The organism is Microbulbifer maximicatervae (SeqCode) (genome assembly GCF_052467385.1).
In genome coordinates, this window is the sequence record NZ_CP174311.1 from 3,229,351 (window position 1) to 3,251,817 (window position 22,467).

The 22,467-nt window shown below is 49.7% G+C and carries 24 protein-coding genes; 10 read left to right on the top strand and 14 right to left on the bottom strand.

All coding sequences use genetic code 11. From position 1 onward, the window contains the following. Positions 1–200 precede the first annotated feature (200 nt). Together ACJJIR_RS13630 and ACJJIR_RS13635 are read right to left on the bottom strand one after the other, a co-directional pair. Positions 201–785 (bottom strand): type II toxin-antitoxin system RelB family anti-toxin, encoded by a 585-nt coding sequence (locus tag ACJJIR_RS13630; protein ID WP_444905769.1) that lies wholly within the window; start codon positions 783–785, stop codon positions 201–203. Positions 786–861: 76 nt separating this feature from the next. Beyond that, complete coding sequence (locus tag ACJJIR_RS13635; RefSeq protein ID WP_444905770.1) at positions 862–2,718, bottom strand: beta-ketoacyl synthase; 1,857 nt, start codon at positions 2,716–2,718, stop codon at positions 862–864. A gap of 139 nt (positions 2,719–2,857) precedes the next feature. On the opposite strand from ACJJIR_RS13635, the gene ACJJIR_RS13640 reads away from it, so the two are divergent. Continuing rightward, positions 2,858–3,844, top strand: coding sequence for a GlxA family transcriptional regulator (locus ACJJIR_RS13640; protein WP_413665170.1), 987 nt, complete (start codon positions 2,858–2,860; stop codon positions 3,842–3,844). Here ACJJIR_RS13640 and ACJJIR_RS13645 read toward each other — a convergent pair. Both ACJJIR_RS13645 and ACJJIR_RS13650 read right to left on the bottom strand, forming a co-directional pair. Then, positions 3,824–4,477: a class I SAM-dependent methyltransferase gene (locus ACJJIR_RS13645; protein WP_444905771.1), complete on the bottom strand. Its 654-nt coding sequence runs from the start codon at positions 4,475–4,477 to the stop codon at positions 3,824–3,826. The two genes, ACJJIR_RS13640 and ACJJIR_RS13645, sit on opposite strands and share 21 nt — an antisense overlap. Position 4,478: 1 nt before the next feature. Further along, entirely contained in the window at positions 4,479–4,955 is a 477-nt protein-coding gene (locus tag ACJJIR_RS13650) for an Hsp20 family protein (RefSeq protein WP_444905772.1), read from the bottom strand. 146 nt (positions 4,956–5,101) lie between these two features. On the opposite strand from ACJJIR_RS13650, the gene thpR reads away from it, so the two are divergent. After that, positions 5,102–5,686 (top strand): RNA 2',3'-cyclic phosphodiesterase, encoded by a 585-nt coding sequence (gene thpR, locus ACJJIR_RS13655; protein ID WP_444905773.1) that lies wholly within the window; start codon positions 5,102–5,104, stop codon positions 5,684–5,686. Positions 5,687–5,778: 92 nt separating this feature from the next. On the opposite strand, the gene ACJJIR_RS13660 is transcribed toward thpR, so the two are convergent. Beyond that, on the bottom strand, positions 5,779–6,711 hold the full coding sequence (locus ACJJIR_RS13660; protein WP_444905774.1) for a hypothetical protein: 933 nt from the start codon (positions 6,709–6,711) through the stop codon (positions 5,779–5,781). Between the two features lie 539 nt (positions 6,712–7,250). On the opposite strand from ACJJIR_RS13660, the gene ACJJIR_RS13665 reads away from it, so the two are divergent. Further along, positions 7,251–7,607 carry an HPF/RaiA family ribosome-associated protein gene (locus ACJJIR_RS13665; protein WP_413665165.1) on the top strand — a complete coding sequence of 119 codons (357 nt, stop codon included), beginning with the start codon at positions 7,251–7,253 and terminating at the stop codon, positions 7,605–7,607. A gap of 87 nt (positions 7,608–7,694) precedes the next feature. Here ACJJIR_RS13665 and gorA read toward each other — a convergent pair whose 3' ends face one another. Beyond that, positions 7,695–9,053 (bottom strand): glutathione-disulfide reductase, encoded by a 1,359-nt coding sequence (gene gorA, locus ACJJIR_RS13670; RefSeq protein ID WP_444905775.1) that lies wholly within the window; start codon positions 9,051–9,053, stop codon positions 7,695–7,697. Between the two features lie 241 nt (positions 9,054–9,294). Here gorA and ACJJIR_RS13675 point away from each other — a divergent pair, with 241 nt between their 5' ends. After that, complete coding sequence (locus tag ACJJIR_RS13675) at positions 9,295–9,795, top strand: hypothetical protein (protein ID WP_444905776.1); 501 nt, start codon at positions 9,295–9,297, stop codon at positions 9,793–9,795. A gap of 78 nt (positions 9,796–9,873) precedes the next feature. Here the strand turns inward: ACJJIR_RS13675 and ACJJIR_RS13680 are convergent, their stop codons facing one another. The 4 genes from ACJJIR_RS13680 to ACJJIR_RS13695 form a co-directional block, all read right to left on the bottom strand. Then, complete coding sequence (locus ACJJIR_RS13680) at positions 9,874–10,998, bottom strand: TIGR01620 family protein (protein WP_444905777.1); 1,125 nt, start codon at positions 10,996–10,998, stop codon at positions 9,874–9,876. Next, positions 10,995–12,464 (bottom strand): YcjX family protein, encoded by a 1,470-nt coding sequence (locus ACJJIR_RS13685; protein WP_444905778.1) that lies wholly within the window; start codon positions 12,462–12,464, stop codon positions 10,995–10,997. Before ACJJIR_RS13685 ends, ACJJIR_RS13680 begins: the two co-directional genes overlap by 4 nt. 127 nt (positions 12,465–12,591) lie before the next feature. After that, positions 12,592–13,401, bottom strand: a complete 810-nt coding sequence (locus tag ACJJIR_RS13690) for a GIN domain-containing protein (RefSeq protein ID WP_444905779.1) — start codon at positions 13,399–13,401, stop codon at positions 12,592–12,594. 131 nt (positions 13,402–13,532) lie between these two features. Next, complete coding sequence (locus ACJJIR_RS13695; protein ID WP_413665159.1) at positions 13,533–13,955, bottom strand: HIT family protein; 423 nt, start codon at positions 13,953–13,955, stop codon at positions 13,533–13,535. Between the two features lie 336 nt (positions 13,956–14,291). Between ACJJIR_RS13695 and ACJJIR_RS13700 the strand changes: the two genes are divergently transcribed. The 4 genes from ACJJIR_RS13700 to tcdA all read left to right on the top strand — a co-directional run bounded on the left by ACJJIR_RS13700 (position 14,292) and on the right by tcdA (position 16,540). Then, entirely contained in the window at positions 14,292–14,651 is a 360-nt protein-coding gene (locus tag ACJJIR_RS13700) for a hypothetical protein (RefSeq protein WP_444896694.1), read from the top strand. 138 nt (positions 14,652–14,789) lie between these two features. Next, positions 14,790–15,254, top strand: a complete 465-nt coding sequence (locus ACJJIR_RS13705; protein ID WP_413665157.1) for an FKBP-type peptidyl-prolyl cis-trans isomerase — start codon at positions 14,790–14,792, stop codon at positions 15,252–15,254. A 49-nt stretch (positions 15,255–15,303) separates the two neighbouring features. Next, positions 15,304–15,753 carry a thiol-disulfide oxidoreductase DCC family protein gene (locus tag ACJJIR_RS13710; RefSeq protein WP_444905780.1) on the top strand — a complete coding sequence of 150 codons (450 nt, stop codon included), beginning with the start codon at positions 15,304–15,306 and terminating at the stop codon, positions 15,751–15,753. Continuing rightward, on the top strand, positions 15,740–16,540 hold the full coding sequence (tcdA, locus tag ACJJIR_RS13715) for a tRNA cyclic N6-threonylcarbamoyladenosine(37) synthase TcdA (protein ID WP_282933452.1): 801 nt from the start codon (positions 15,740–15,742) through the stop codon (positions 16,538–16,540). The genes ACJJIR_RS13710 and tcdA overlap by 14 nt, the downstream gene beginning before the upstream one ends. Here tcdA and ACJJIR_RS13720 read toward each other — a convergent pair. Continuing rightward, on the bottom strand, positions 16,537–17,421 hold the full coding sequence (locus tag ACJJIR_RS13720; RefSeq protein WP_444905781.1) for a LytR/AlgR family response regulator transcription factor: 885 nt from the start codon (positions 17,419–17,421) through the stop codon (positions 16,537–16,539). The genes tcdA and ACJJIR_RS13720 overlap by 4 nt on opposite strands. Before the next feature lie 138 nt (positions 17,422–17,559). Here ACJJIR_RS13720 and ACJJIR_RS13725 point away from each other — a divergent pair, with 138 nt between their 5' ends. Continuing rightward, on the top strand, positions 17,560–18,756 hold the full coding sequence (locus tag ACJJIR_RS13725; protein ID WP_444905782.1) for an acyltransferase family protein: 1,197 nt from the start codon (positions 17,560–17,562) through the stop codon (positions 18,754–18,756). A 1-nt stretch (position 18,757) separates the two neighbouring features. Here ACJJIR_RS13725 and ACJJIR_RS13730 read toward each other — a convergent pair whose 3' ends face one another. Together ACJJIR_RS13730 and ACJJIR_RS13735 are read right to left on the bottom strand one after the other, a co-directional pair. Continuing rightward, complete coding sequence (locus tag ACJJIR_RS13730; RefSeq protein WP_444905783.1) at positions 18,758–20,416, bottom strand: aminotransferase class V-fold PLP-dependent enzyme; 1,659 nt, start codon at positions 20,414–20,416, stop codon at positions 18,758–18,760. Beyond that, positions 20,413–21,201: a TatD family hydrolase gene (locus ACJJIR_RS13735; RefSeq protein ID WP_444905784.1), complete on the bottom strand. Its 789-nt coding sequence runs from the start codon at positions 21,199–21,201 to the stop codon at positions 20,413–20,415. Before ACJJIR_RS13735 ends, ACJJIR_RS13730 begins: the two co-directional genes overlap by 4 nt. A gap of 61 nt (positions 21,202–21,262) precedes the next feature. Between ACJJIR_RS13735 and ACJJIR_RS13740 the strand changes: the two genes are divergently transcribed. Further along, a complete protein-coding gene (locus ACJJIR_RS13740) occupies positions 21,263–21,883 on the top strand; it encodes a LysE family translocator (protein WP_444905785.1) in 621 nt (206 codons plus the stop codon). Between the two features lie 65 nt (positions 21,884–21,948). Here the strand turns inward: ACJJIR_RS13740 and ACJJIR_RS13745 are convergent, their stop codons facing one another. Continuing rightward, positions 21,949–22,428 (bottom strand): hypothetical protein, encoded by a 480-nt coding sequence (locus ACJJIR_RS13745; protein WP_444905786.1) that lies wholly within the window; start codon positions 22,426–22,428, stop codon positions 21,949–21,951. Between the last annotated feature and the right edge of the window lie 39 nt (positions 22,429–22,467).

A 22,467-nucleotide genomic window follows, 5' to 3' on the forward strand; every position in this document is an offset into this window, starting at 1 on the left:
AATTTGGTCAGCCGTAGTATAGCCAGATTCAAACGATTGTTTGAATACTATTTCTTACAAATGGAGTGGCACCAGGAGTGCCAAAGTACAGAAATTCGCCAGTTTGCGAACGGAAAGAAATTAAAGCTGGGCTAGTCTATCTCGGATCGTGCCGCCTTATCAGCCACTTGGCACGAACTCCCTCTTTTCTAAACCACCTTTCAGGAATTGGACTCTTGAAGGCCGGGATGCCCATAAGCCGGCATCATTGCGCTGACAACTACACAGTCACAGCGACCTGTATTTCGAAAGCGGTGCGGACGCTGAGCATCAAAATAATACCCATCACCGGTACTCAGCAGGGCAAAATCGGAGCCAACCGTAACCTCCAGGTCACCACTGACAACCACTCCACCAATCTCCCCCTCAGCAGACTCGAGAGAAAAGCCGGTGTCATCCCCAGCGGGAAATACTTTCCACAATAGCGACATGCCGCAGTTTGCCTTTGCCCCTCCAAACAAACGGCAGGACACAGAGCCGTGACCGATCTCAGGCACTTCATTTCCGCGAAAAAAAATTTGCTTTGCGGCCGATATTTCCAAGGAAAAAAAATCGGTTAGCGGCATAGGAATGGCGCCCAATATTTTTTTTAAGGAGCTTACGGAAGGGCTAACCTTTCCCAATTCAATAAAAGAAATGGTTGCGTTGGTTACCCCAGCCCGTCTCGCCAACTCCCTCTGTGAGATACCGTAAATGTGGCGCACCATTTTCAAGCGGGCGCCAACATCCTCTTCAGGATCATCCATGCTCCCCATTAGCTCCTTTTGTGCAATCTCCCTTCAGGTAAAAATCACCGAAATTGAGGCATTATGTAAAAGCCAATCACACCATATCTTCAAAGGGATTTCCATTTGGCAGCTTCACCGGCGGCATTCCGGGTAAACAAATTTCTTCTTCTGAGATAGTGATCTCACTTTCATTGATCATGCCCTCACCAAATCGATAAATAACATCAAGCTCACCACGAGAAGCCTTGGTGTTGTACTTTTCGCTCTGCTCTACAACCTTCTCGTTCAACGCTTGAGACGCCACAATGGCCGATTTGCCATGACGCTTTTCCATCATTGATTTTGTGATCTGCGGGGACAAAATTGTTGCCGTCGCATTATTTCCGCCAAAACCTTTCGAGTTTAAGAACGCTAAATCAAGCGCACCCCTACCCCTATCGGTATGTTCAAGGGAAATATCCAAATGCTTACAATGAACATCATCGGCGATGTGATCAACGGTAGTCACTCCCGGGAGAATGCCGCGATCAAATACACCTAACGCTGTAACTAACTGATCTCCACTGGCTGAAGCGACGGTATGCCCCAAAAAGGCCTTGACCGCACAAATCGGCCACTCGGCAATGCCAAATGCGCCGGCCAAACGATCAAAAATAGCGGACTCAGTAACCCGATTTTGCGGCGTACTGGAGCCATGGGCCTGCACAAAGCTGCGACGCCGCAAACTATCCTCGCCCACAATTGCCCGCGCCTCCGCCATTGCCCTGGCCATCGTCAGGTAATTCCCGGGACCCGGCGCAGAAATCGATTTCTTTGTACCGTCGGCATTGGTAAACACACCGGCAACCGAACCATATACGGAAGCACCCAACTCAAGCGCCAGAGCATCATCCATTAAGATGACCCACTGGGTACCCTCACCCAAGGTAAAACCACAGTTCTCACCGAACGGGCGACTGGTGCGTCGATAATCAATCTCACCAGGGAAAAGCTTGCGTAAATTCTCGGTAGTTGCAAGAGCACCCATCGTTGAATAGCCATCGACAACTTCAGGCACAAGGGGCGCCTCAGCCGCACCAATTACAGCGACCCGCGCCCTACCCGAGCGAATATCTTCAACGCCAGCGCGAAGGTTGTACAGGAAGGTTGCGCAAGCACCGGCAACAGCGCCAGTAGAACCGACATTTCCGAGCACATAAGCGTTAACAAAATCCGCTGGCATACTATTTAGACCAAGCGCTAACTGTTTAGAGCTTACGCGACCACCTCGCAGGCGGGACTGCAATAGACCACCGTTACCAAATGGGTCCAGTTGACTCATTGCCGAGGCGGCATAGAGTGAAATATTTCCCGGCCCAGCCGCAGATACAACGGTATCCCAATCAACCCCCAAAGACTGCACAGCATCTGATGCGCCCAAGAGGGCCAACTGCAGTCCCCTCGGGTGAAATCGAGAGTTATATTTAGTGCCCGGTTCAAATCCGGTTGGGAGCTGGCCGGCAGCAGCCACACTTATCTCGCGGTGGCTATCCAACAAAACTGACAGCTCAGCTGTGGTGACCCGAACCCTGCCGCCCTGGATATGCTCCAAGTGCCAATGAGCGGGCACAGGCTGCGGAAGCTGCCGGGTGGAAATTTCGAATGTCAGGCCCTGGGGGTTTGCGAGCTGGGCAGACTGATGGAAATGGCACTTGCGGTAGTCGTAATAGCGACTCTCTAGTTCGCGCACCAAAGTACCATCCAACACCTGCTGCTCAAGGGCAGGGTCCAAAATGCCTTCAGCGTTGTCTCCGGTACGCAAGCCCATCAGGGCGGCCAGGTCGGAAAGAGTGCTATCCCTCTCTTCCTTACCCAGTTTATCTAGCACGAGGCGAGAGTACCCCCTATGGAAAGAACTACGTCCAGCAGGGTTGAATCCACCGAATGCGGTGATTACGGGAAGGCGCTGCATCCTGACCTCCAGCCAAGCACTTAACACTATAAAAATAAGAGATGCGAGTGTAGGGGGTGGCGATTCTGTCCAGTTATGGGCATACTGGCCAGCAAAATTGAGTGTTTTGGCCAATAGCGCAAGTGCGCATAGATGTGTAATGCGAACAGTAACTTTTCTACTTATCGACCAGATGCTGGCAACCGGTACCGTTCTCCCACTTGAGATGCTCCGCGGTGCGGAGAGTCGCGCCAGGGTTGAGGGCATCAAGGGCAGCCTAAAACTGGTGACCGCCAGTTTGGATGGGGCACCAGTAAATACCCGCTGCGGGTTTACCCTTCAACCGGACGTCGCTCTTAGCGACGCACCAGATAGCGACCTAATCTACATCCCGACCATGTGGCGCAACCCCCGCCCCGCCCTTAAGCGAGGCGGAAAAATATTGGAATGGCTGCGCCAACAGGAAAAACAAGGAGCTGCAATTAGTGCTGTGGGTACCGGAGTTTGCTTTTTGGCCGAAGCGGGCCTCCTTAACGGAAAACCTGCAACCACCCACTGGCATTATTTTGATCAATTTAGCTCAGACTATCCAGAGGTAAAGTTAAAGCGTCAGTATTTTATTACCCAGGCAGACAAACTTTTCTGTGCGGCCAGCGTCAATGCCCTCGCCGACGTAACGGTTCATATGATCCGTCAACTGTATGGACCGGCCATCGCCAGTCATGTGGAGCGCAATTTCTCTCACGAAATTCGCCGCCCATTTGAAGAGATAGCCTACTCAGAAGGATCTGTTCACCTACACCCAGACGAAGATATCGTTCAAGCCCAGGCCTGGCTCAAAGAACATTGCAATACCGAGGTACGCCTTAGCGAAGTGGCACAACTTTTCGATATGAGTGTACGATCGTTCAATCGCCGGTTCAAACTTGCTACAGGACAGACACCACTGCAGTATTTGCAAAATGTCAGGGTTGACATGGCGCGCGAGCTTTTACAATCAAGCAATTTATCAGTCAATGAAATTGCTGAAAAAGTTGGTTACCAGGATATGGGGCATTTCACAGCGCTATTTAAAAAATTCCTGGCAACAACTCCAAGTGAATACCGCACCACGGTGCGAGCCAAGCTATTCAGGGTCAATACTTAATTTTCTTAGAAAAATAACATCACTGTGGACAAACTGGAGCTCGGCACCTAGTGACCGAGCCAACCATTCAAATGTCTTCACGCTAAAGAAGCAAATATGTGTAGGGTCTCTGATATAGTGCCAATTGGCGAAGCGCTCTGCAGAAATAACCAGTTTCGTCATCAGGGCCATAACTCCCCCTGTGCGAAGCCTTTGCCAAAGGTTTTCAAGTTCCTCTCCTGGCCTCACAAGATGTTCTATCACTTCTGTAGCAACAATAAAGTCGTAGCTCCTATGCAGCGCCTTCCTGGCCGGCATGTAAAAGTGATCATACAGGTCCACCCGGTGTCCACTCTCCGCCAAAATTCTGGCCAATAAAGGCGCCGGGCCACAACCAAAGTCCAGGCCACGGCAGGCCCCACTCAACTCTTTCAGTAACGGCTGCGCGCAACGACTGAGAAATTGATGGTAACCATCATCCTCCATCGAATTCTCATGAAGGTCGTAATAAGCTCTCTCTTTTTCAGGTGTCAGATGGTATTGCGGCGGCACAAAAACGAGCGCGCAGTTATCACACTGATGATAACTGCGGAATTTATCCTGATGGTAAAGCTGTACCGCACTTTGGCGGCACAGCGGGCAATGAAGTGACAACTTACGCTACTGCAGCAGTGGACTTAGTCTCACTCTCTTTGTGCTGCAGCATATTACCTTCTGTAATCGAAATTTTTCGTGGTTTCATCGCTTCAGGTATTTCGCGTACCAATTCTATATGTAACAACCCATTAGCCAGTTTTGCATCGGTCACTTTCACGTGATCGGCAAGCTGAAAGCGCCGCTCAAAATTTCTTGCGGCGATACCCCTGTGTAAATAATTTCCCTGGCTATTACTTTCTGGCTTAGTACCGCTAACCACTAAACGATTTTGCTCCACCTGAATATCGAGTTCAGACTGCTCAAAGCCAGCGACAGCCATGGAAATTCGGTAGCTATCCTCGCCGGTCAACTCTATATCGTAAGGGGGGTAAGAGGGCTGTTTTTGCTCGCTTGTGGTCATTGCATCGAGCAGGCTGGCCATACGGTCAAAACCAATTGCAGAGCGATAAAGTGGAGAGAAATCAAAATTACGCATTATCATATCCTCAATTCAGAGCAATATTTAAAACTACGTCCGTCAAATGACCGGACTCTATTCAGGGGCACTTTTCATTGAAGCTACCACCTGTACAACAGAGATATGGGCAGAGGTTTCTAATTCAAGGGTGACAGATAAATTTTATGCCAAAAAATTACAAAAAACCTTTAGAGCCCGCTTGTCGAATCTTTATCGGCATCCAGCTGGATAAAACAACACAAGAATTTTTAAATTATTTAACAAACCTCATCACGGAAAAACAAAGCGCCTCATCCTTAGCCAGCACCCGTTGGATCGCCTATAAGAATCGTCATATCACCCTTTGTTTTTTAGGCCAGGTTCCAATTAAAACAATACCGTCACTAAAAACCGGGTTGACCTCAATCGCTCGAAACACAACTGAGACGAAAACCCGCCTATTTAAACTTGATACCTTCCCGGGCAATGAAGCTCACCTGATCGCCGCAGAAATCACAGCCACCAAACAATTGGCGACCTTGCATATGTCTGTCAAATGCCTCGCAGAGAGCCTATCCATACCGACAGAAAACCGGCGCTATCGCCCACATATCACCCTGTGCAGAAACAGGAAACAATTTCACGGATTTTCTCCAATCGACCTAGAACACCCAATAACAATTAACAATATTACTCTCTACCAAAGTCAACCAAGCCCGACTGGAAGCCTTTACACCCCCCTACTAACAACTATTCTACAGTCGCGGTAAAACTCATCCCCACCGGTAACATCTATTTTCTGGAACCCCAAAAGCAAAAAAGCGAGCCTTAGGCTCGCTTTTTTTACTTGTTCACTGAAGAATTAATTCAATTCTGACAGCACATACTCTGGGTACATAACCAATCTTGGTCGAGACAGGCGACGCGCATCAAAAATAAAGACATAGCGAGCCCCGTCATCCTCAGCCGGAATTGTACGGCGGAATTTCCAAGTGTTAATTTTATAAGTTTGGCGACCTGACTCAACGGTAGTCACCAAGCGATATTGATTTTCCCCCAAAAACTCAAAGGGCACTCTTTCCCCCCCAATTGGCCGCAACTCAAGATCCCGGAACGTTTTTCTATCGTTACCTTCTTCGTCAGCCAGGAGATCACTCAGGCGTGCTGTTTCCCGCTTTACATAATCCAACAAGTCGGCATCGATCTCTCGCTTAGCAACAGCTTCCACTTTTTTAGCGGGCTCCTCGCGCTTTGGCGGCTCGACCTGAGCTTTAATTTGCGGGGGCTTTGGTTTCTCATTAGTAGCAGCAGCTCGCGCCATAGCTGCCCTTCTCTCGGATGCTTCAGCCTTTGCCAGCATATCCTCAACCATCTTGCTGATTTTATCCTGCTGGGCAGAAATCTTAGCTTTGGCATCAGCAATTGCCTGTTTCTCTTCAGCCAGTTTTTGTTGAAGCTGCTGGTGATTTTCTTTAATAAACTCGAGACGACGTGAACGGCTATCGACACCTCTCTCTGCCATAGCGAAGGCATGCTTAGCCTTCTTCAGGCGACGCTCAGTATCTGAGCTGGGGGTTGACTCATGAGCCCGGGTCGCCTGATTGAGTTCCTGGCGACTCGCTTCGTATTCCAGGCGCAGGTCATCGAGAGATTTCTGGGCCTGCTCGAGCTTATATTCATAGGAGAGCAGCTCATTTTCGACATCCTCGAGCCCAACACTCCGATTTTCAAGAGACTGTTCCAATCGCGCAAGACGGTTCTTCTCCGCCGTGAGGGGCGTCTGCGCTTGTGCCACTGCCCCACCCATAACTACTAAGCCCGCCAAAAGGAGCGAGCAACACCGCTTTACCGCCATCGTCGTGAACCCATTTCTCGAATTGATGTGTTTCGTGTTTTGGAAGCGCAGCGACTCTGAATCTACGACAGAGTGAAGCTACTGCGCAATATGGTCAATTTTACGCAGGGAGCAAGCTATGAGCAATGACCTTGCGTTCACCTGAGCCAAGCAGCTGATCAATAAACCTTCAAATCCACAATATTGAGTCACCAGAGTGACACCACTCCAAAATTTATATGAAATTTTTCTGCGATAGCGCTTGATTTTTTTTTTGGCGGAAGCATTATGGATACCAGGGAGAAGATCGCTGGACTCAGCGGAAACCCGACCCGGACGTAAAACACCCTAAGCTGCTTTGTCAGCAAACAATCGTTGCGATTCCGGCAGCTCGGCGCTTCAACTGCAGCCTCGAACCCTCCCACTAGGGCGCCCTACCTTCTTTACAGCAAACCGCAACAGCGGCCTGCATGGTTTCTTTTAACCGGAGGTATGTGCCCATGAAATCAGCGCCTAACGATAACATTGTGTTCCGCGACATTGACAAGTCAGCCGCCCTGGCGACTACCGTATCCAAGAAGTTAAACAAGCTGGAACGTTATTGTGGCGACATCATACATAGTCGCGTAGTCCTCGAAGCTCCCCACCAACACAAAACTAAAGGCAGACACTTCAAGGCATCACTAGAGCTTGCGATTAGTGGCAATCCCGTGACTATTAGTAGTGAGAACGAATCCATACACCGAGCGGTAAACGACACATTCGCCTCCGCCGAGCGCTGTCTGAAAGAGCGTAGTGAACGCAAGAAAACACGGCGGCACCAAGCCCTGCAAGAGGTTGTAGAAGAGCCCAGCTAAAAACTGGGAGTCACAAAAAAGGCGGCAAAATGCCGCCTTTTTCATTATTCACAACTGCAACTTATATCTACAACGTAACAACAGCACCTAACCTGCAACAGGAGTTCTCATAGTTACAAACTCCTCAGCAGCGGTGGGGTGAATTCCAATCGTTGAATCAAAGGTGCTTTTGGTAGCTCCTGCCTTAAGTGCTACGGCCATCCCCTGAATAATCTCCCCTGCGTCATCGCCAACCATATGCACGCCAATCACCTTGTCGTTGGACGCATCTACAACCAGCTTCATCAATGTCCGCTCTGTATTCCCACTCACAGTGTGACGCATTGGTCTGAATTCCGACTTATAAATAGTGACGTCGAGTCCAGAGTCCCGTGCCTCTTCTTCAGACAACCCCACAGTTCCGATATTCGGTTGACAGAAAACTGCTGTAGGAATGTTGTTATAGTCAATCTCAGCCGTCTCTCCCGTGCGCCAATGCTTAACCAAGGCCATAGCCTCCGCCAAGGCAACAGGAGTAAGCTGAGGCTCACCCGTTACATCTCCCAGCGCATAGATTGACCGCACACTAGTTCTAAAATTATCGTCCACAGAGATTGTGCCATCCTTGTGCAAGACAACACCCTGCTCCTCTAGCCCCAACCCTTCAACATTTGCTACGCGCCCAGTAGCGTAAAGCACCATATCCACATTAATACTGGAACCATCATCGGCATGAGCGAGCAAACTGCCATCCTGAAGCTTCTCAATAGAAACAACGTTGTGGTTAAACTTTAAATCAATATTTTTCTTCTGCATCTCATCGCGAACAAAAGTGCGAATATCCCGATCGAATCCTCGCAAGAATAAATCTCTTCGATAAGAGAGGTGCACGTTTGCGCCGAGGCCAGCAAAGATGCCTGCAAATTCAACGGCAATATAACCCCCACCAACAACCAAAACTCGCTTGGGAAAGTTCTCCATTGAGAAAACTTCATTGGACGTCAGCGCAAATTCCCGTCCCGGAATATTCGGAATAAATGGCCATCCGCCTGTCGCCACCAAAATACGCTTTGCAGTAATTTCTTTGCCGTTAACAACAACACTGTGAGGACCTTTGATGCTGGCTCTGCCATTTAGGGTTTCCACCCCAGAGTTATCCAGCAAATTGCGATAAATCCCATTGAGTCGAGCAACTTCTTTTGCGTTGTTATCCCGCAGTGTTGGCCAGTCAAACTCAACTCCCCCGCTATTCCAGCCATAGGCTCGAGCATCAGAAAAGCCTGCGGAATAACCACTCGCATAAACAAATAATTTTTTGGGAACACAACCTACATTTACACAGGTCCCCCCCATATAGCGGTCTTCAGCCACCGCGACCTTCATTCCTTGTGCAGCAGCCATCCTACTTGCACGCACGCCACCAGAGCCGGCACCAATAACAAACAGATCAAAATCATACTCAGCCAAAATAAACTCCCACTCAGCTATGCTTCGAATAATTTTTAAACAGCCCGACAATAAGTTTTCTGTGAACAACCATCTCAAGCTGACAATTCTTACTTAATAACCGTTGACACTTGACTTCGCTTTGGATATTCATGTGACTGCTGTCACAGATATCAGCCCGCCAGAGGAAATTGCACAACAAAAAAACCTGAGGCGGATAAAATAACAGTCATTAATAAGAGCAAAACCTATGGGCAATAATATGAAATACCCAAATGCAGTGATGCAGCGCGCCCTATTGCTTACCTCTCTACTGCTCATCAGCAATTTAAGCAGCGCAAAGTCTCATCCATCCTATCTGTCAGAAAAATACTGTGGCGATGTGGTTGAACAATTTGTCGGCTCGGGCATGCGTAGCCTCGACAAGTATATCAACCATAACTTCAACCCCGAATACACCGGGGGAATTCGCAATACAATACAGTTTCTCGAACAGAGGTTGGACTGGCTGAGCGAGTGCGATGATTACTTGACAGACACCACAAAAAGCTCAGTATTTCACAGCAAAGACGACACACAAAAGATCTTCACCGCCATCAGAGAGTTAGCCAAGGAGCTCCAACACGTCCGGTCTGGTGTTGAATATCGGGATGAATCGGGAAATAACAACCCCGCCCCCTTCATACAGCGCCGCTATGAAGCCCTGGCCCAGCTGGTTGATCAACATCACACCCGCATGTTGATGAAAAAACAGTTTCAATAAGTTGCTGACTAAGGGGGCAGATTTTCGCCCCCCTACATCAAATAGTCAGCCCAAGAGATTTGCTTACGATCCCAGTAGCTACTCGGTACCCGCCTTCCGAACCCTTGCTTCCTTTCGCGAGCTAAGCCCAACCATAGAAAACAACTCGGGCATCCTCTCTTTAAGGCCACCCCCAATACGGGCCATAACTGATCTCAGGCGAGGGCGCTGCTTTTCAGTAAAAGGGATTGGCCGACAGCTTTGCATTGTCGCCAGGCCGATACGCGCAACAAACAGACTGGCTCCGACCCCCTGCCCCAAACGCACAGATACTGTGCTCAGCATGCTATCGCCAACAAGTTCCGGCCACATTTCACTGATCGCATACTCACTCGCGCCAGTGTAGGCGACCAAAGACAAAACCCTCTTGAACAAGCGCCATCGCACCACAAGAGACGGCTGCACGCCATAAATCTGCGCTACATCATCAATCATTCGCAGTGACTGCCTCAGGGCAACCAGAATATCGATACTGGCAAAAGGGCTCAGCCCAACCAGTGCACCAGTGCTCGTTGAGTGGCGCACGACTCTCCTTAGAGCTTCTTGGTCAAGGGCGTTTAAGAAGGTAACCTCTAAATGCTCTAACAACTCACTGCTATCGTAATAGTCAGCTGCCTCATCTAGAACTCGATTGAGCAGTACACCTTGGGGCTTACCGGCAAAATGCTCCTGCAAATTGCGCCTGAATACTTGCGCCTCTTGGTGACTGCGGCAGTCTCGGGCCTCGGCAGCCATTGCCTGAGTTTTTTCAAGCTTGTTCAGTGGGCGCCCCGCTCGGAAAAACTCCCAAACGGAACTACCAATGATTGCACTGAAGCCCGCCATCAAAACAGCCACAAAAAGTCCCAATCCCCAGTGTTTATCGACCGCCCATTGATAAAGTCCATAAAACTCCCATCCGATCACGACCACCACTACTGCAAGCGCAGAGAGCACTGCTGGCTTTAGCCACTTAAACCGGAAAGTGGGTAGGCGCAACTCGGAGAAAGCAATCCGATCAGGAAGAGACTCTCCAGTGGTTATTGACCTAGGAATCTCCGCTGACTCATCCGCAAGCGGTTCCACCCGCGTCGCATCTCTTTGCGGGACCTCCTGTCCAGGCTCATCTAGCGACTCGATACGTGTTTCGCGACGGTACTCAGTATTTTTATCACTGTTAATCAAACCTTATCTCCCAACAGAAGGTTCAAAAGAGCATCCACCCGTATATGTGGAATATGTCCTTCCTGCATTCCCACTGGAGGCCGCAGCTGTGGTGGTGCAGCTCCCGCATAGTGGCTCCACCCCTGCTCTTCATAGGGCGCCTGGGCAAAAATTTCCGCATTCTCAAAACCCAAATACTGCCCTTCGAGGTCATAACCCATCAGCATTCTCCGTCCATTCTTCTGCCCCTCTCTAGAGCAGCGAACCGCGGCAATCGCCTCACTAAATACCGGCAAACCCCGGTGACGGGCATCGGAGAAAGTCTGTTGTAACTGCTGGCCTAGAAGCTGCCTCAAAGCATCGTGGTCGGCAGCAAGTACCTGATCGACTTTAGTCGCAGCAAAAAGGAGTCGATTAACCTTTGGGCGCCATAGCTTGCTTAAAAACCCCGATTCGCCATAGCGGAATGTATCGGCAATATGAGCAAATGCCAGACGCATATCTTCCAGGGACTGTTCACCAGCAAATAGAGTGCCAATCATATCTACCAGTACTAGTTGTCGATCGATATGTCGAAAATGGCTGTCTACAAAGGGTTTTACCTGCGCTTGCACATAGCGTTCGTAACGCGCCTGCAAAACCTTAAAAACACTACTCTCAGACAAAGCAGCTAACTGCCCAGCATCTAAACCACGCAAATCCAGGAGTGGAACTACCCCGTACGCCTCCTCGTCTAGCAGCGCTCTACCAGGCTGTAAATAACTGAGATTCAACTTGGTTCGGCAACTCAGGAGATAAGCTCGGTATTCCCCCCATAATTCGTCCAAATTTACTTCACTGGCATTCGCCTGGGGGGACAGTGCTGCCAGCTGAGCTGTCAAGCGGGGGGCCAGCATTGATCGCGCATCTGTAGAAAATAGGTGTGCTTGATGACGACACCACTCTGCATAGTCCATACGCAATAGCGGCAAGTCCATCAACCATTCCCCGGGGTAGTCACGCAACTCCACTACCAACGTCTTTCTACCACTACCCCGGAAACGGCGCCGGCTGCGTAAATGGATGTGTAACTCCATAGCCGAAGCATCTCTAGTGCTCTGTGGCCAACTAGGTGGCTCAGCCATCAGTGCCGATAGGCAGGTCTGATAATCAAACGGCGCCAAACCAGAGTCCAGCGCTGGCTTCAACTCTGCCCCCAACAGATCGCCATTGAGTGCAGGGGCAAAACCAGGTAATTGAGACTTCTCCGGATTGCAGAGTTGGTATATTAGACTGGTGAGAAACGTTGACTTGCCAGCACCACTGAGCCCAGTGATACCGATACAGATGCGTCGGTCCAACAAGCGCTCGGCGGCCCAGTGGGATTTATCTTGGGCCTCTCGGCTCCAGCGCCGCAGCTTTTCTTTTAAATGTGGGCGAGATTGGCTCTCGCGAGACATAGAATCTTCGCGGTCCAGCGACACACACTCTGTCACTTTGGGTTCCATATAAAGCTGACTTCCAGAAATGGGGATAGAGAGGACGATGGAGGCTCAAGAATGCCCCCAAAAAGAAATAGGCGTACAGCCTTACTGGCCGAACGCCTTAGATGCAAAGGGGCTCAGGAGCCGCCGCTTAGTCAACCAGCGCTACGTCTCCCGACCCCATTACTGAGAAGGAGTCAGTTCCCGGTCGTTTCAAGACAATATCACCCGATCCCATTATTGAACCGCTGGCATTATCGGCGCGCAGACTGCGGCCAATAAAATCACCAGAACCCATAAGGCGAACGTTCACATCGGCAACTCGCCCGCCAACCAACATATCGCCGGAACCTTGTATCTCCGCAAGTAAACTCTCACCGGTAATAGTACTTATCTTCATGTCGCCAGAGCCTGTCACCGCTACTTCCCCTTTGACAGTCAATGCCTTGTTGAGGAACAAATCACCGGAACCAGTAACATACGCTTTCAAGGATTCTGCGGCGACCTTGTCGATATTGATCATTCCTGAGCCCGTCACCCCCAAAGTTAGGCCTTCACTCTCAACACTTGAAGATCTAGCCTCACCAGAGCCAGTCACCTTAAGAGCCTCAATTTTAGGCATCGTCACGGTGAAGTTAACTTCATCTCCCTGCCCTCGGGATATGGTGACAAATCCAAAAAGGTTCTGGGTGTTTTCCTCAACGGATAACTCCAACCTTTCCCCTTTCACCTCAACTTTGACGTAGGGCATTGTGCTGACAGGGCCGACAGCGACAACTTCAAAACTGTCCCCCTGAATCAACTTCAAGTGAGAACTTCCCTTGAGAGACACCTGAGTGAACCCTTCCATATCGAAACGCTTAGTTTCCATTTCTTCTGCCTGGGCATTAGTGCAAAACGCAGCGACTGTGGCGAGGACTACTACCAGCGGGGCAAAGAGTGTCTTCTTCAAAATCATCATTAGAGGAATCTCATCGTTATTACCAGTTCATACCTATGTGACTCAGTAAGCGGGGGACTTGGATGCAGTGTCCCACAAATATTTTGGGGACACCATATGACCATGCAGTCTAAAAAATCAATCTTAACGACCTAGCCGCACTCCGCCTCGCTAAAGCCCAGCTCCTTTAGGGATTGTCGAATCTTTTCCGCCTCATGTGCCAACTGCTCTGAAGAAGCAGGCTTTTGCTTAGAGAAGTCAAAGTCTGACAATTCATCTACGGGTATCAGGTGGATATGGGTATGTGGCACTTCAATCCCAGCGATCATCACGCCCACTCGCTTCGGTGAGTAAGTTGCTTTCAGCCCTTTCGCCACCTTTTGCGCAACCAGCATTAGATGACTCGCCAGCTCCTCCGGAACATCATCCCAATGATTAATTTCCTCAACAGGGATGACCAAACAATGACCAGCCTTAATGGGTGAAATGGTCAAAATAGCTACGACCTTTTCATCTCTCCAAATAAAATTGCCAGGTAAATCGCCATTAATTATCTGAGTAAAAATACTTGCCATAAATTATCTCAAAAGGTTGAAATTTATTATTTGGTGCAAGCGTGCAGTCTAACACCAAGAAGAAAAAATAAAGTGTAAAGGCTTAGAAAATACTTGCGCAAACATAGATTTTCTTCTTTGGCGAAATAAACCCCCAATATGTGACAACCTGTCGAACAGAATGACAATTTTCTTAAACCAAGTTGGCATACTGAAAGAATATGTCTTAGGCTCGTCACCAATTAATGTTGTACCGCCATTGAGCCAATGCACATTGTGCTTCTCGTTACCAAAATACTTTTTCGGCTCTGCGGATAAACTTTAAATCAGTGCCAACTGCTCACCGGGGGGAGAGATATGGAAAGCCTGTTGGATCAGGTCGGTGGTGCTAAATTTGTCAACCGTACAGTCAGTGAATTTTACGGTGCTCTCAGCCACCACCTTTCAGCCTACGAAACTTGTGATTTCCGCAAACAATTAAGTCGTCAAGCTCAGTTTTTGAGCCATGCGTTGTCATCTACACCGGAACCAGACCGGAGTAGTCGCGCCCGTTTTTTAGCCAGGGGGTTAAACCCAGAGCTATTCGATTCAATGCTGGAGTATTTCGAGGGTCGCCTATTGGAGTTGGGCTATCGCCCTGACTTCAGCACACAACTGGTTGCGATCGTAACCAATCTCTATGGAGGTTGTGAGCAGGACCTGTCAATCGCTTGCTAATCTTTATCAGCGGCGCGCACGCACAAGTTGCGGCGCGCCCGCCCTGTCAATACAATTGCGCTTCACAGCCTTTACCCCCCGTTTTATTGCGCAGCGGTAAGCGCTCATTCACATACTCTTTTATATCAGAGATTATTCATGAAGATTGCCAACCACACAGTTGTGGAGATCCACTACACCCTGAAAGATGCTGACGGAACAGTCATTGACTCCTCAGCCAATGGAGAGCCGCTCAAATATCTGCAAGGGGTTGGTAATATCATTCCTGGGCTTGAGCGCGAGATGCTGGAAAAGGCACCCGGTGATAAATTTACTGCGGTAATCGCACCAGAAGACGGTTACGGCGAGCAAAACCCGGAGCTGATCCAAACCATGCCGCGCAGTGCCTTTGGTGGTGTTGAAGAGTTATCTGTAGGAATGGCATTCCGTGCAGAGAGCACCGAAGGTCACCCGATTGAAGTCGAAATTATCGACATCGACGGCGACGAAGTCACTATCAATGGCAACCACCCCCTCGCCGGCGTTGAGCTGCACTTCGAAATTGAAGTTGTTTCTGTACGCGAAGCGACTGCCGAAGAAGTTGATCACGGCCACGTGCACTGATCCCATGATATGAAACGCCGCCAGCCGCGCGGCGTTCCCCCCTTCCCCAATGTCATTGCCAAACAACATCATCCTGTTTGATAGCATCTGCAACCTGTGCAATAGCTGGAGTCAACTAATACTCAAGCGCGACAGAGAGCAGCGCCTTACCCTGTGCCGAGTGCAGTCCAATGCAGGCCAGCACTTCCTTAAACAGCTGAACCTGCCGCTGGACACTTACCAGACCATGATTTTGCTGGAACGACATGGTGGCACTTACCAATCCTTTTACAAAAGTGAAGCGGCACTGAGAATTGCCAGCCGCCTACCACAACCCTGGCGTTTATTGGCCATTTTGCGCTACATTCCCCGCCCGGCAAGGGATTGGCTCTACGACTTGGTTGCTCGAAACCGCTATCGCTGGTTTGGTCAACGGGAAAGTTGCCTATTGCCGTGTGACGCTGACAAACAGCGGTTTTTGGAAGATGTACCTGAAGAGACCCCAGATGAGCTTGTCTGACCAGTATTTACAGCGATTTGGCGGCATTGCTCGCCTGTATGGCGATAAGGCCCTCGAAATTTTATCCTCTGCTCACATATTGGTGATCGGTATTGGTGGCGTAGGGAGCTGGACCGCAGAGGCCTTGGCGCGAAGCGGCATTGGCCAGTTGACGCTAATAGACTTGGATGACGTCTGCATCACCAATACCAATCGTCAGAGCCACGCACTCGCCGATACTGTAGGCCATATCAAGGTCGAGGTGATGGCAGAGCGCCTACGGCAGATTAACCCGGAGATTACAGTTCATACGGAAGAGGACTTTATCGCTAATGACAATTTCTCAGAGCTGATCAATCCTGATATACACCCTATCGATGTGGTGATTGATGCAATAGACTCCGCACGGGTAAAAGCCGCCCTGATCGCTTACTGTAAAGCCCGAAAAATACGCTTGATAACGGTTGGTTCCGCAGGAGGTAAGCGCTCCCCCGATCGCATTGAGTGCGCCGATCTCGGCCGTACAATTAATGATCCGATGCTGGCAAAAGTCCGCCAACATCTATACCGCTTTCACAACTTCCAGAAGAGTCGCAAGCGCCAGTTTGGCATCGATGCGATCTTTTCCACTGAAGCAATGGTATACCCGCAGCCAGATGGGCAAGTATGCCAGCAGAAGAGCGCTATGCAGGACGGTGTTAAATTAGACTGCAGTGGCGGCTTTGGTGCGGCAACTATGATTACCGGCACCTTTGGGTTTTTGGCCGCCAACCGGGCCATCGAGCGACTTCTCCAGGCAAAAAACTAAGCCGGGGTTAATTGAGCCCTCAGCTGATCGCGGTAGCGCCTGCTCACCGGGATCAGCTGGCCGCCAACCAAGTGAATACGCGCATCACCGCTCTCCAGGGGTTCAATCTCCGCAATAGAGTCCAAGCGCACAATATAGGAGCGGTGGATGCGAGCGAATGACCCTGGATCCAAACGCTCCAGTAACTTGGTCATAGTCTCTCTCAGGGGGTAAATTCTATCGCCCAGGTGCAGATTGACATAGTTGCCAGCAGCTTCCACCCATTCGATATCCTGCACATTAACCAGAAATTCTTTTCCCAGCTTTTTCACCAGAAGACGCTCCGGCCTTTCTACTGGCTCAGCAGCATCTCCCTCATCTGGCTCTTCTAGTAAGCGCGCCTCACCCTGTAAACGTACCAATAAGAAGCGGTACAAATAAACAGAGCTTAAAAGAGCGGCATAGGTTTGAATATCTTTGAGATATTCATAGAAAAATTCTACAGGCCAGTTACCAAAGTTATAGGAACCGTCATTAAGGTGGTAAATGACCGTCCTCATAAACACCATGCCGGAAACGTGGACCAAGGACCAAGGCAAAGTGAAAAATAAATGTATGGCCAAGTTCTGCCGAACTATCCCCTTGCGCAGGGGAAAATAATGATCAAGAAGCAATATCAACGGAAATAAGATTGCGATCATTAGGATACTGGTTCCCTCCCACACCAGAAATTCCCATGGCTGAAAAATAGAACCCCAGCGGCGGTGATCAAAGTATGCCAAAGCGAACTGAACAAGCCACTGGCCGACAAAAAACAACACCCAGAACCCCACCTCAAACTGTCGCCGGTGCGTCAAATACTGCTGAACCGTCATTGCTTCTGAACCAGTATAAAAATTCATCGGCAGTCTACCCCCGATTCACCCCCAAAAACCACCACTGGCCCCTAATACCCTACAAATCGGCACTTTGGGATAGCTAATGGCAAATACTAACGGGAGCATAGCAAGCGACTAAAACAGCCTCGAACGACGAAACCTATGCATTCAATAACACAGAGACGCCACGATATTGACGCCCTTCGTGTACTAGCCTTTGGCCTACTTATTCTCTACCACCTGGGAATGGCCTATGTCGCGGAATGGGGGTGGCATGTAAAAAGCAGCTACCAAAGCGAGCCACTACAACTGGTAATGCTAGCGGTTAACCAGTGGCGGATGCCGTTGTTGTTCCTGATTTCAGGTGCAGCCAGCTATTTTCTCTTCCACAAGCTGGGCACTGGGGGTTACTTACTGAGAAGAATGAAGCAGCTATTGATTCCGCTGGCATTTGGAATGCTGGTGGTGGTTCCACCCCAGGCCTACTATGAAGCGCTAAGCAACGGCATTATTGAGCCTGGATACTTATCTTTCCTGCTGAAGTACTTCTCGTTCAGCCCCTGGCCAGAAAATGCCTTTGCTGGAAGTGAGTTTGGCCTGACCTGGAACCACCTGTGGTATCTACCCTATCTGGCATGCTACACCCTGGCCCTTATTCCTCTAGCCCTGTGGTTTAAACACCAACGGTGGCTGGGCCGATTCATGGAGAATATTAAATCTTGGCAACTGCTAATTCTACCGCTTGTGCCTATGATGGTGTACGGCCTGGTCCTATTTCCGCGCTTTGGTGGAATAAACTATGCCGTCGTCGACGACTGGTACACCCATGCCAGATTTTTTACTTATTTCTTCTGCGGCTACTTGCTGGTCAGCAGTAACGCTCCCTGGGAAATACTGGCAAGGCTGCGCAATCGCTTGATTATTGCAGCGCCCCTCACTTTCGCCCTATATCTATTATTTGATCGAGTACTACCTGATAACAGTATTCCCGCGCAGAAAATACTGCTTTTTATTGTTATCTATACAAATCGATGGGTATGGCTCCTGGCTGTTTTAGCCTGCGCTTATCGATTTCTCAATAAGCAATTCCGTTGGTTACCCTATGCCACTGAAGCGGTTTATCCCTGGTATATCCTCCATCAAACCATTACCGTAATCGCTGTGTATCAATTGGGGCAACTCGCTCTGGGGCCCATCCTGGAGCCCTTGCTAGTATTATTAATCACTATTTTCGGCTGCTGGGCTTCATATGAATTTATCATCCGAAGAAATCCAGTTTTACGGCCGCTGTTTGGTTTAAAGCCTATTTCCAATATAAGGCCTATTGCGGTGGAGGCCCCCATACCCCGCTCCAGTTAAGTTAATGGGAGGTCTGCTCCACCAGATTCAAAGCACGTTGCAGCAATGCGTAAAAACCATTGCTGCGCGATTCACTTAAGTGCTTACCGAGTCCTAGCTCAGCAAATAACAGAGAAAGATCTCTCTCTCGAATCTCAGTAGCCGTGCGGCCATCAATTTGTGAAAGTAATAACGCACCCAGGCCTTTTACAACCCGGCTGTCGCTTTCCAATCCAAAATAGTGCCTACCACCCTCTGTCCGGTGCGCTAACCAAGCTGCAGACTCACAACCCCGCACCAGGTTTTCTTCGGTACGTATCTCGGGCTTTCGGGCAATAGTTTTACTCCACAGCATTAATTCTCTATAACGTCCCTGCCAGTTGCGCTGGGAAACCAAACTCTCTAGCAATAACGAGGAAAAATCATCCCTGGCCCATTCATCACTCTGAATACTATCCCCCTGTTCAATTGACTTCTGGATCTCACAGTACTCTTTCAGGGCCTGCAAAAAAGCCTGAATATCACTATCAGTATTGTAGGCTGCGACTGATGCTCGGACCGTCACCAAATCACCGCTCTCTTTACCTAACAATTGTGCACAGTGATGGCCTACTCTCACTGCAATATCGCGCTCGTCCAGCCAGTGCATCAAATCGGCAGCGCTACCATGAATAGGCACAAAAGAGACAATACCCAGATTGTGGCGCACTTGGCTGATAACCCTAAAATTGGGGGACGCTATCAGTTCGCGATGTATCCATCGCACCAATTTCTGCTCATGCGCCGCTATAGCGACCCTATCTTGCTGCTCAAGAAATTCCAGTGCCGCTCCAAGACCCGCTATTGCCGCCAGCGGAGAAGTGCCTGCCTCAAATTTGTGCGGCAAGCCTGCATAATGACTCGTTTCAAGTTCAACGTCGGAGATCATTTCTCCACCACCCAGCCATGGTGGCATAGATTCCAAAAGTGTTTCCCTACCGTATAAGAAACCAATTCCTGACGGGCCGTAAAACTTATGTGCGGAGGAAACAAAAAAATCACAGCCAATTTTCTGCACATCAATCAATTCATGGGCTGCCAACTGGGCGCCATCAACAATCCACATCAAGTGCTTTCTGCGCAGCAATTGCCTCACTGCAGCCAGGTCCGGACGCAATCCGAGTGCGTTGGAACCGCCGGTCAGGGATACAATTCTTGTGCGCTCATTCAGCACTTCTCCCAGGCGATCAAATTCCGGGACACCCGCTACATGGGGTACATAGCGTAAACTCAAATTGAATCGCTTGGCCGCCATCTGCCAAGGGATAATATTTGCATGATGCTCCGCTGTTGAGATGACAATTTCATCCCCAGCCTGCAACTCACTGCACAGGCTGTGCGCCAACAAATTCAGTGCCTCAGTAGCACCGCGACAAAATACAATTTCCCTTGTGCTGGCAGCATTAACAAATTGTGCCGCTTGGCGACGCACTCGCTCCACCATCTCTGTAGCCTTACGGGCTAGACGGTGACTGGAGCGGTGCGTATTGGCATTGCTGTGCACATAGTAATCGCGTACAGCATTAATCACTGTCTCTGGTTTCTGCGTCGTTGCAGCATTATCCAGGTATACCAACTCCTTATTCTCCTCTTGAGCAAAGAGGGGAAATGACTGCCTGAATGATTCAGCGGAAAAACTCATAGGGAAAATAACTTCTCAGTATTTCGACAGGTAGCATTGGCGATTTCCCGCACGGAAACTCCCCGTAAATCAGCCAGTGCTTGTGCAATTTTAGAAAGGTTTTCAGGGCTATTACGCATACCCTGCTGACCTGAAAGAGGCATATCCGGGGCGTCCGACTCAAGCAGCAAACTCTCCAGCGGCGCACGTGACACAGCCCGTCGGGTTTTCGCTGCCCGTGGGTAAGTAATTGTTCCACCGATACCCAGATAGAAGCCGCGCTTCCAGTACTCTTGCGCCATTTGCTCACTTCCACTGAAAGCGTGGATCACACCTCCCCGCGGGAGCTTGAATTGCTTTAACAGCCTCAGGAGTTCATTGTGGGCCCGGTGAACATGCAGAATAATCGGCAGTTCATGGTTACTAGCAATCTCCAAATGAAGCTTGAGAATATCTTCCTGCTTATTCAAGTCAGTGCCGATAGAGGCATCCAAGCCACACTCTCCAACAGCGACACATGAGTATTTCTCAAGGCTCTCACTAAGCCGTACTCCCAACTCCATCAGGTTTTCCCGCCAACGGGAATCTTGCGGGATTTTCTTCACCCACCAAGGGTGAACACCAGCAGCCATCATCCAACCGGGCTGTTCCGATACCAGAGCGCCCAACGACTGCCACTGAGCCTCGCAAACGCCGGGGATAATGACCCTATCTATTCCGGCATTGAGACATCTTTGCCACACCTGGTCCCGGTCCAGAGAAAAAACCTCAAAATCAAAGTGGCAATGACTGTCTATAAATTTCACTTGTGATACCCATTATTCGCGCGCATATTAGCATGAAGTCGCCTTTTCCTCTGGTACACCTGTGATTGAATCTCTTTTGCCGATCGCCCTTTTTGCTTTCTCAGCCAGTATTACACCGGGCCCTAATAACCTGATGATTATGTCCTCAGGACTCAATCACGGCATCTACAGTTCAACACCTCACCTACTGGGAATTTGGCTGGGATTTCCCGCCATGGTGGTTGCCATTGGCTTGGGACTGGGAACCGTCTTCAATCACTTCCCTTTTCTGCATGAAGTTATTCGCTGGGCAGGCATTGCCTATTTACTCTACCTGGCATGGATAATTGGTTCGACCCGGGAAATGGGTTCTGGAAATTCAAGCCAACCCCTGAGCTTTACTCAGGCGATGGCTTTTCAGTGGATCAATCCTAAAGGCTGGATTATGGCCACTGGAGCACTGGCTGCTTTCACCAGTCCCGGCACAGAAATATGGTCGGGAGTTGTTAAGGTTGCACTGGCATTTATCACCATTGGCGGGCCTTGCGTTGCCATTTGGCTATTCTTTGGCGTTGGGCTAAAACGGTTCCTGACTGAACCACGCTACTTGCGAAGCTTTAACATTGCTATGGGATTGTTGCTTGCTGCAAGCGTTATCCCCTTGGCCCTCGAGGGGCTTACCCCCTTTGGCGCAGCCACCTGAAAGGTCTCTTCTACAGCTTAAGCTCGGGAGCCTTCAACTCCCGAGGCGCTCAAAGCTGGGAAAAACTAGCGAGACGCAGCCTGAAAACGGCTTACTGCACGAAGCTCGGCTGAGTCCTGTAACCAAACAATATCTTCAGCATCTACTTGCTGCCCTGTTATCCCTGACAACTGATCACTGAGTACTTCTAGTCGGGTATTCTCATCGACGCCCTCCACCGGAAGTCGGATCCAGACCTGCCCCTCTTCGTCTGTAACCTCCGCAGGTGCCCCCTGGTCAGTACTGCTTAAATGGCGATCAAACACAGAGCTATGCCCTGGCGGCAAATAAATGGTGCCATTGGTAATATCGACAGCGAAAGCCACTATGCCCGGCAGCAAGCCAAATAGCAGGCCTGCGCCGTCCAAGATTACGACCGCAGGATCAACTCGCCCACCCGCCTGCCCTTTGCGCTCCGGGTACAGGAAATAGCCACAGGCGCTCAGATTCATCACTGTTACAAGCGCAGCGGATGCCACGATACTTCGTTTAATCACTCTATTCATGGTGTCACCTCTCACGAAAGCCCCCTATGCGGAGCTATT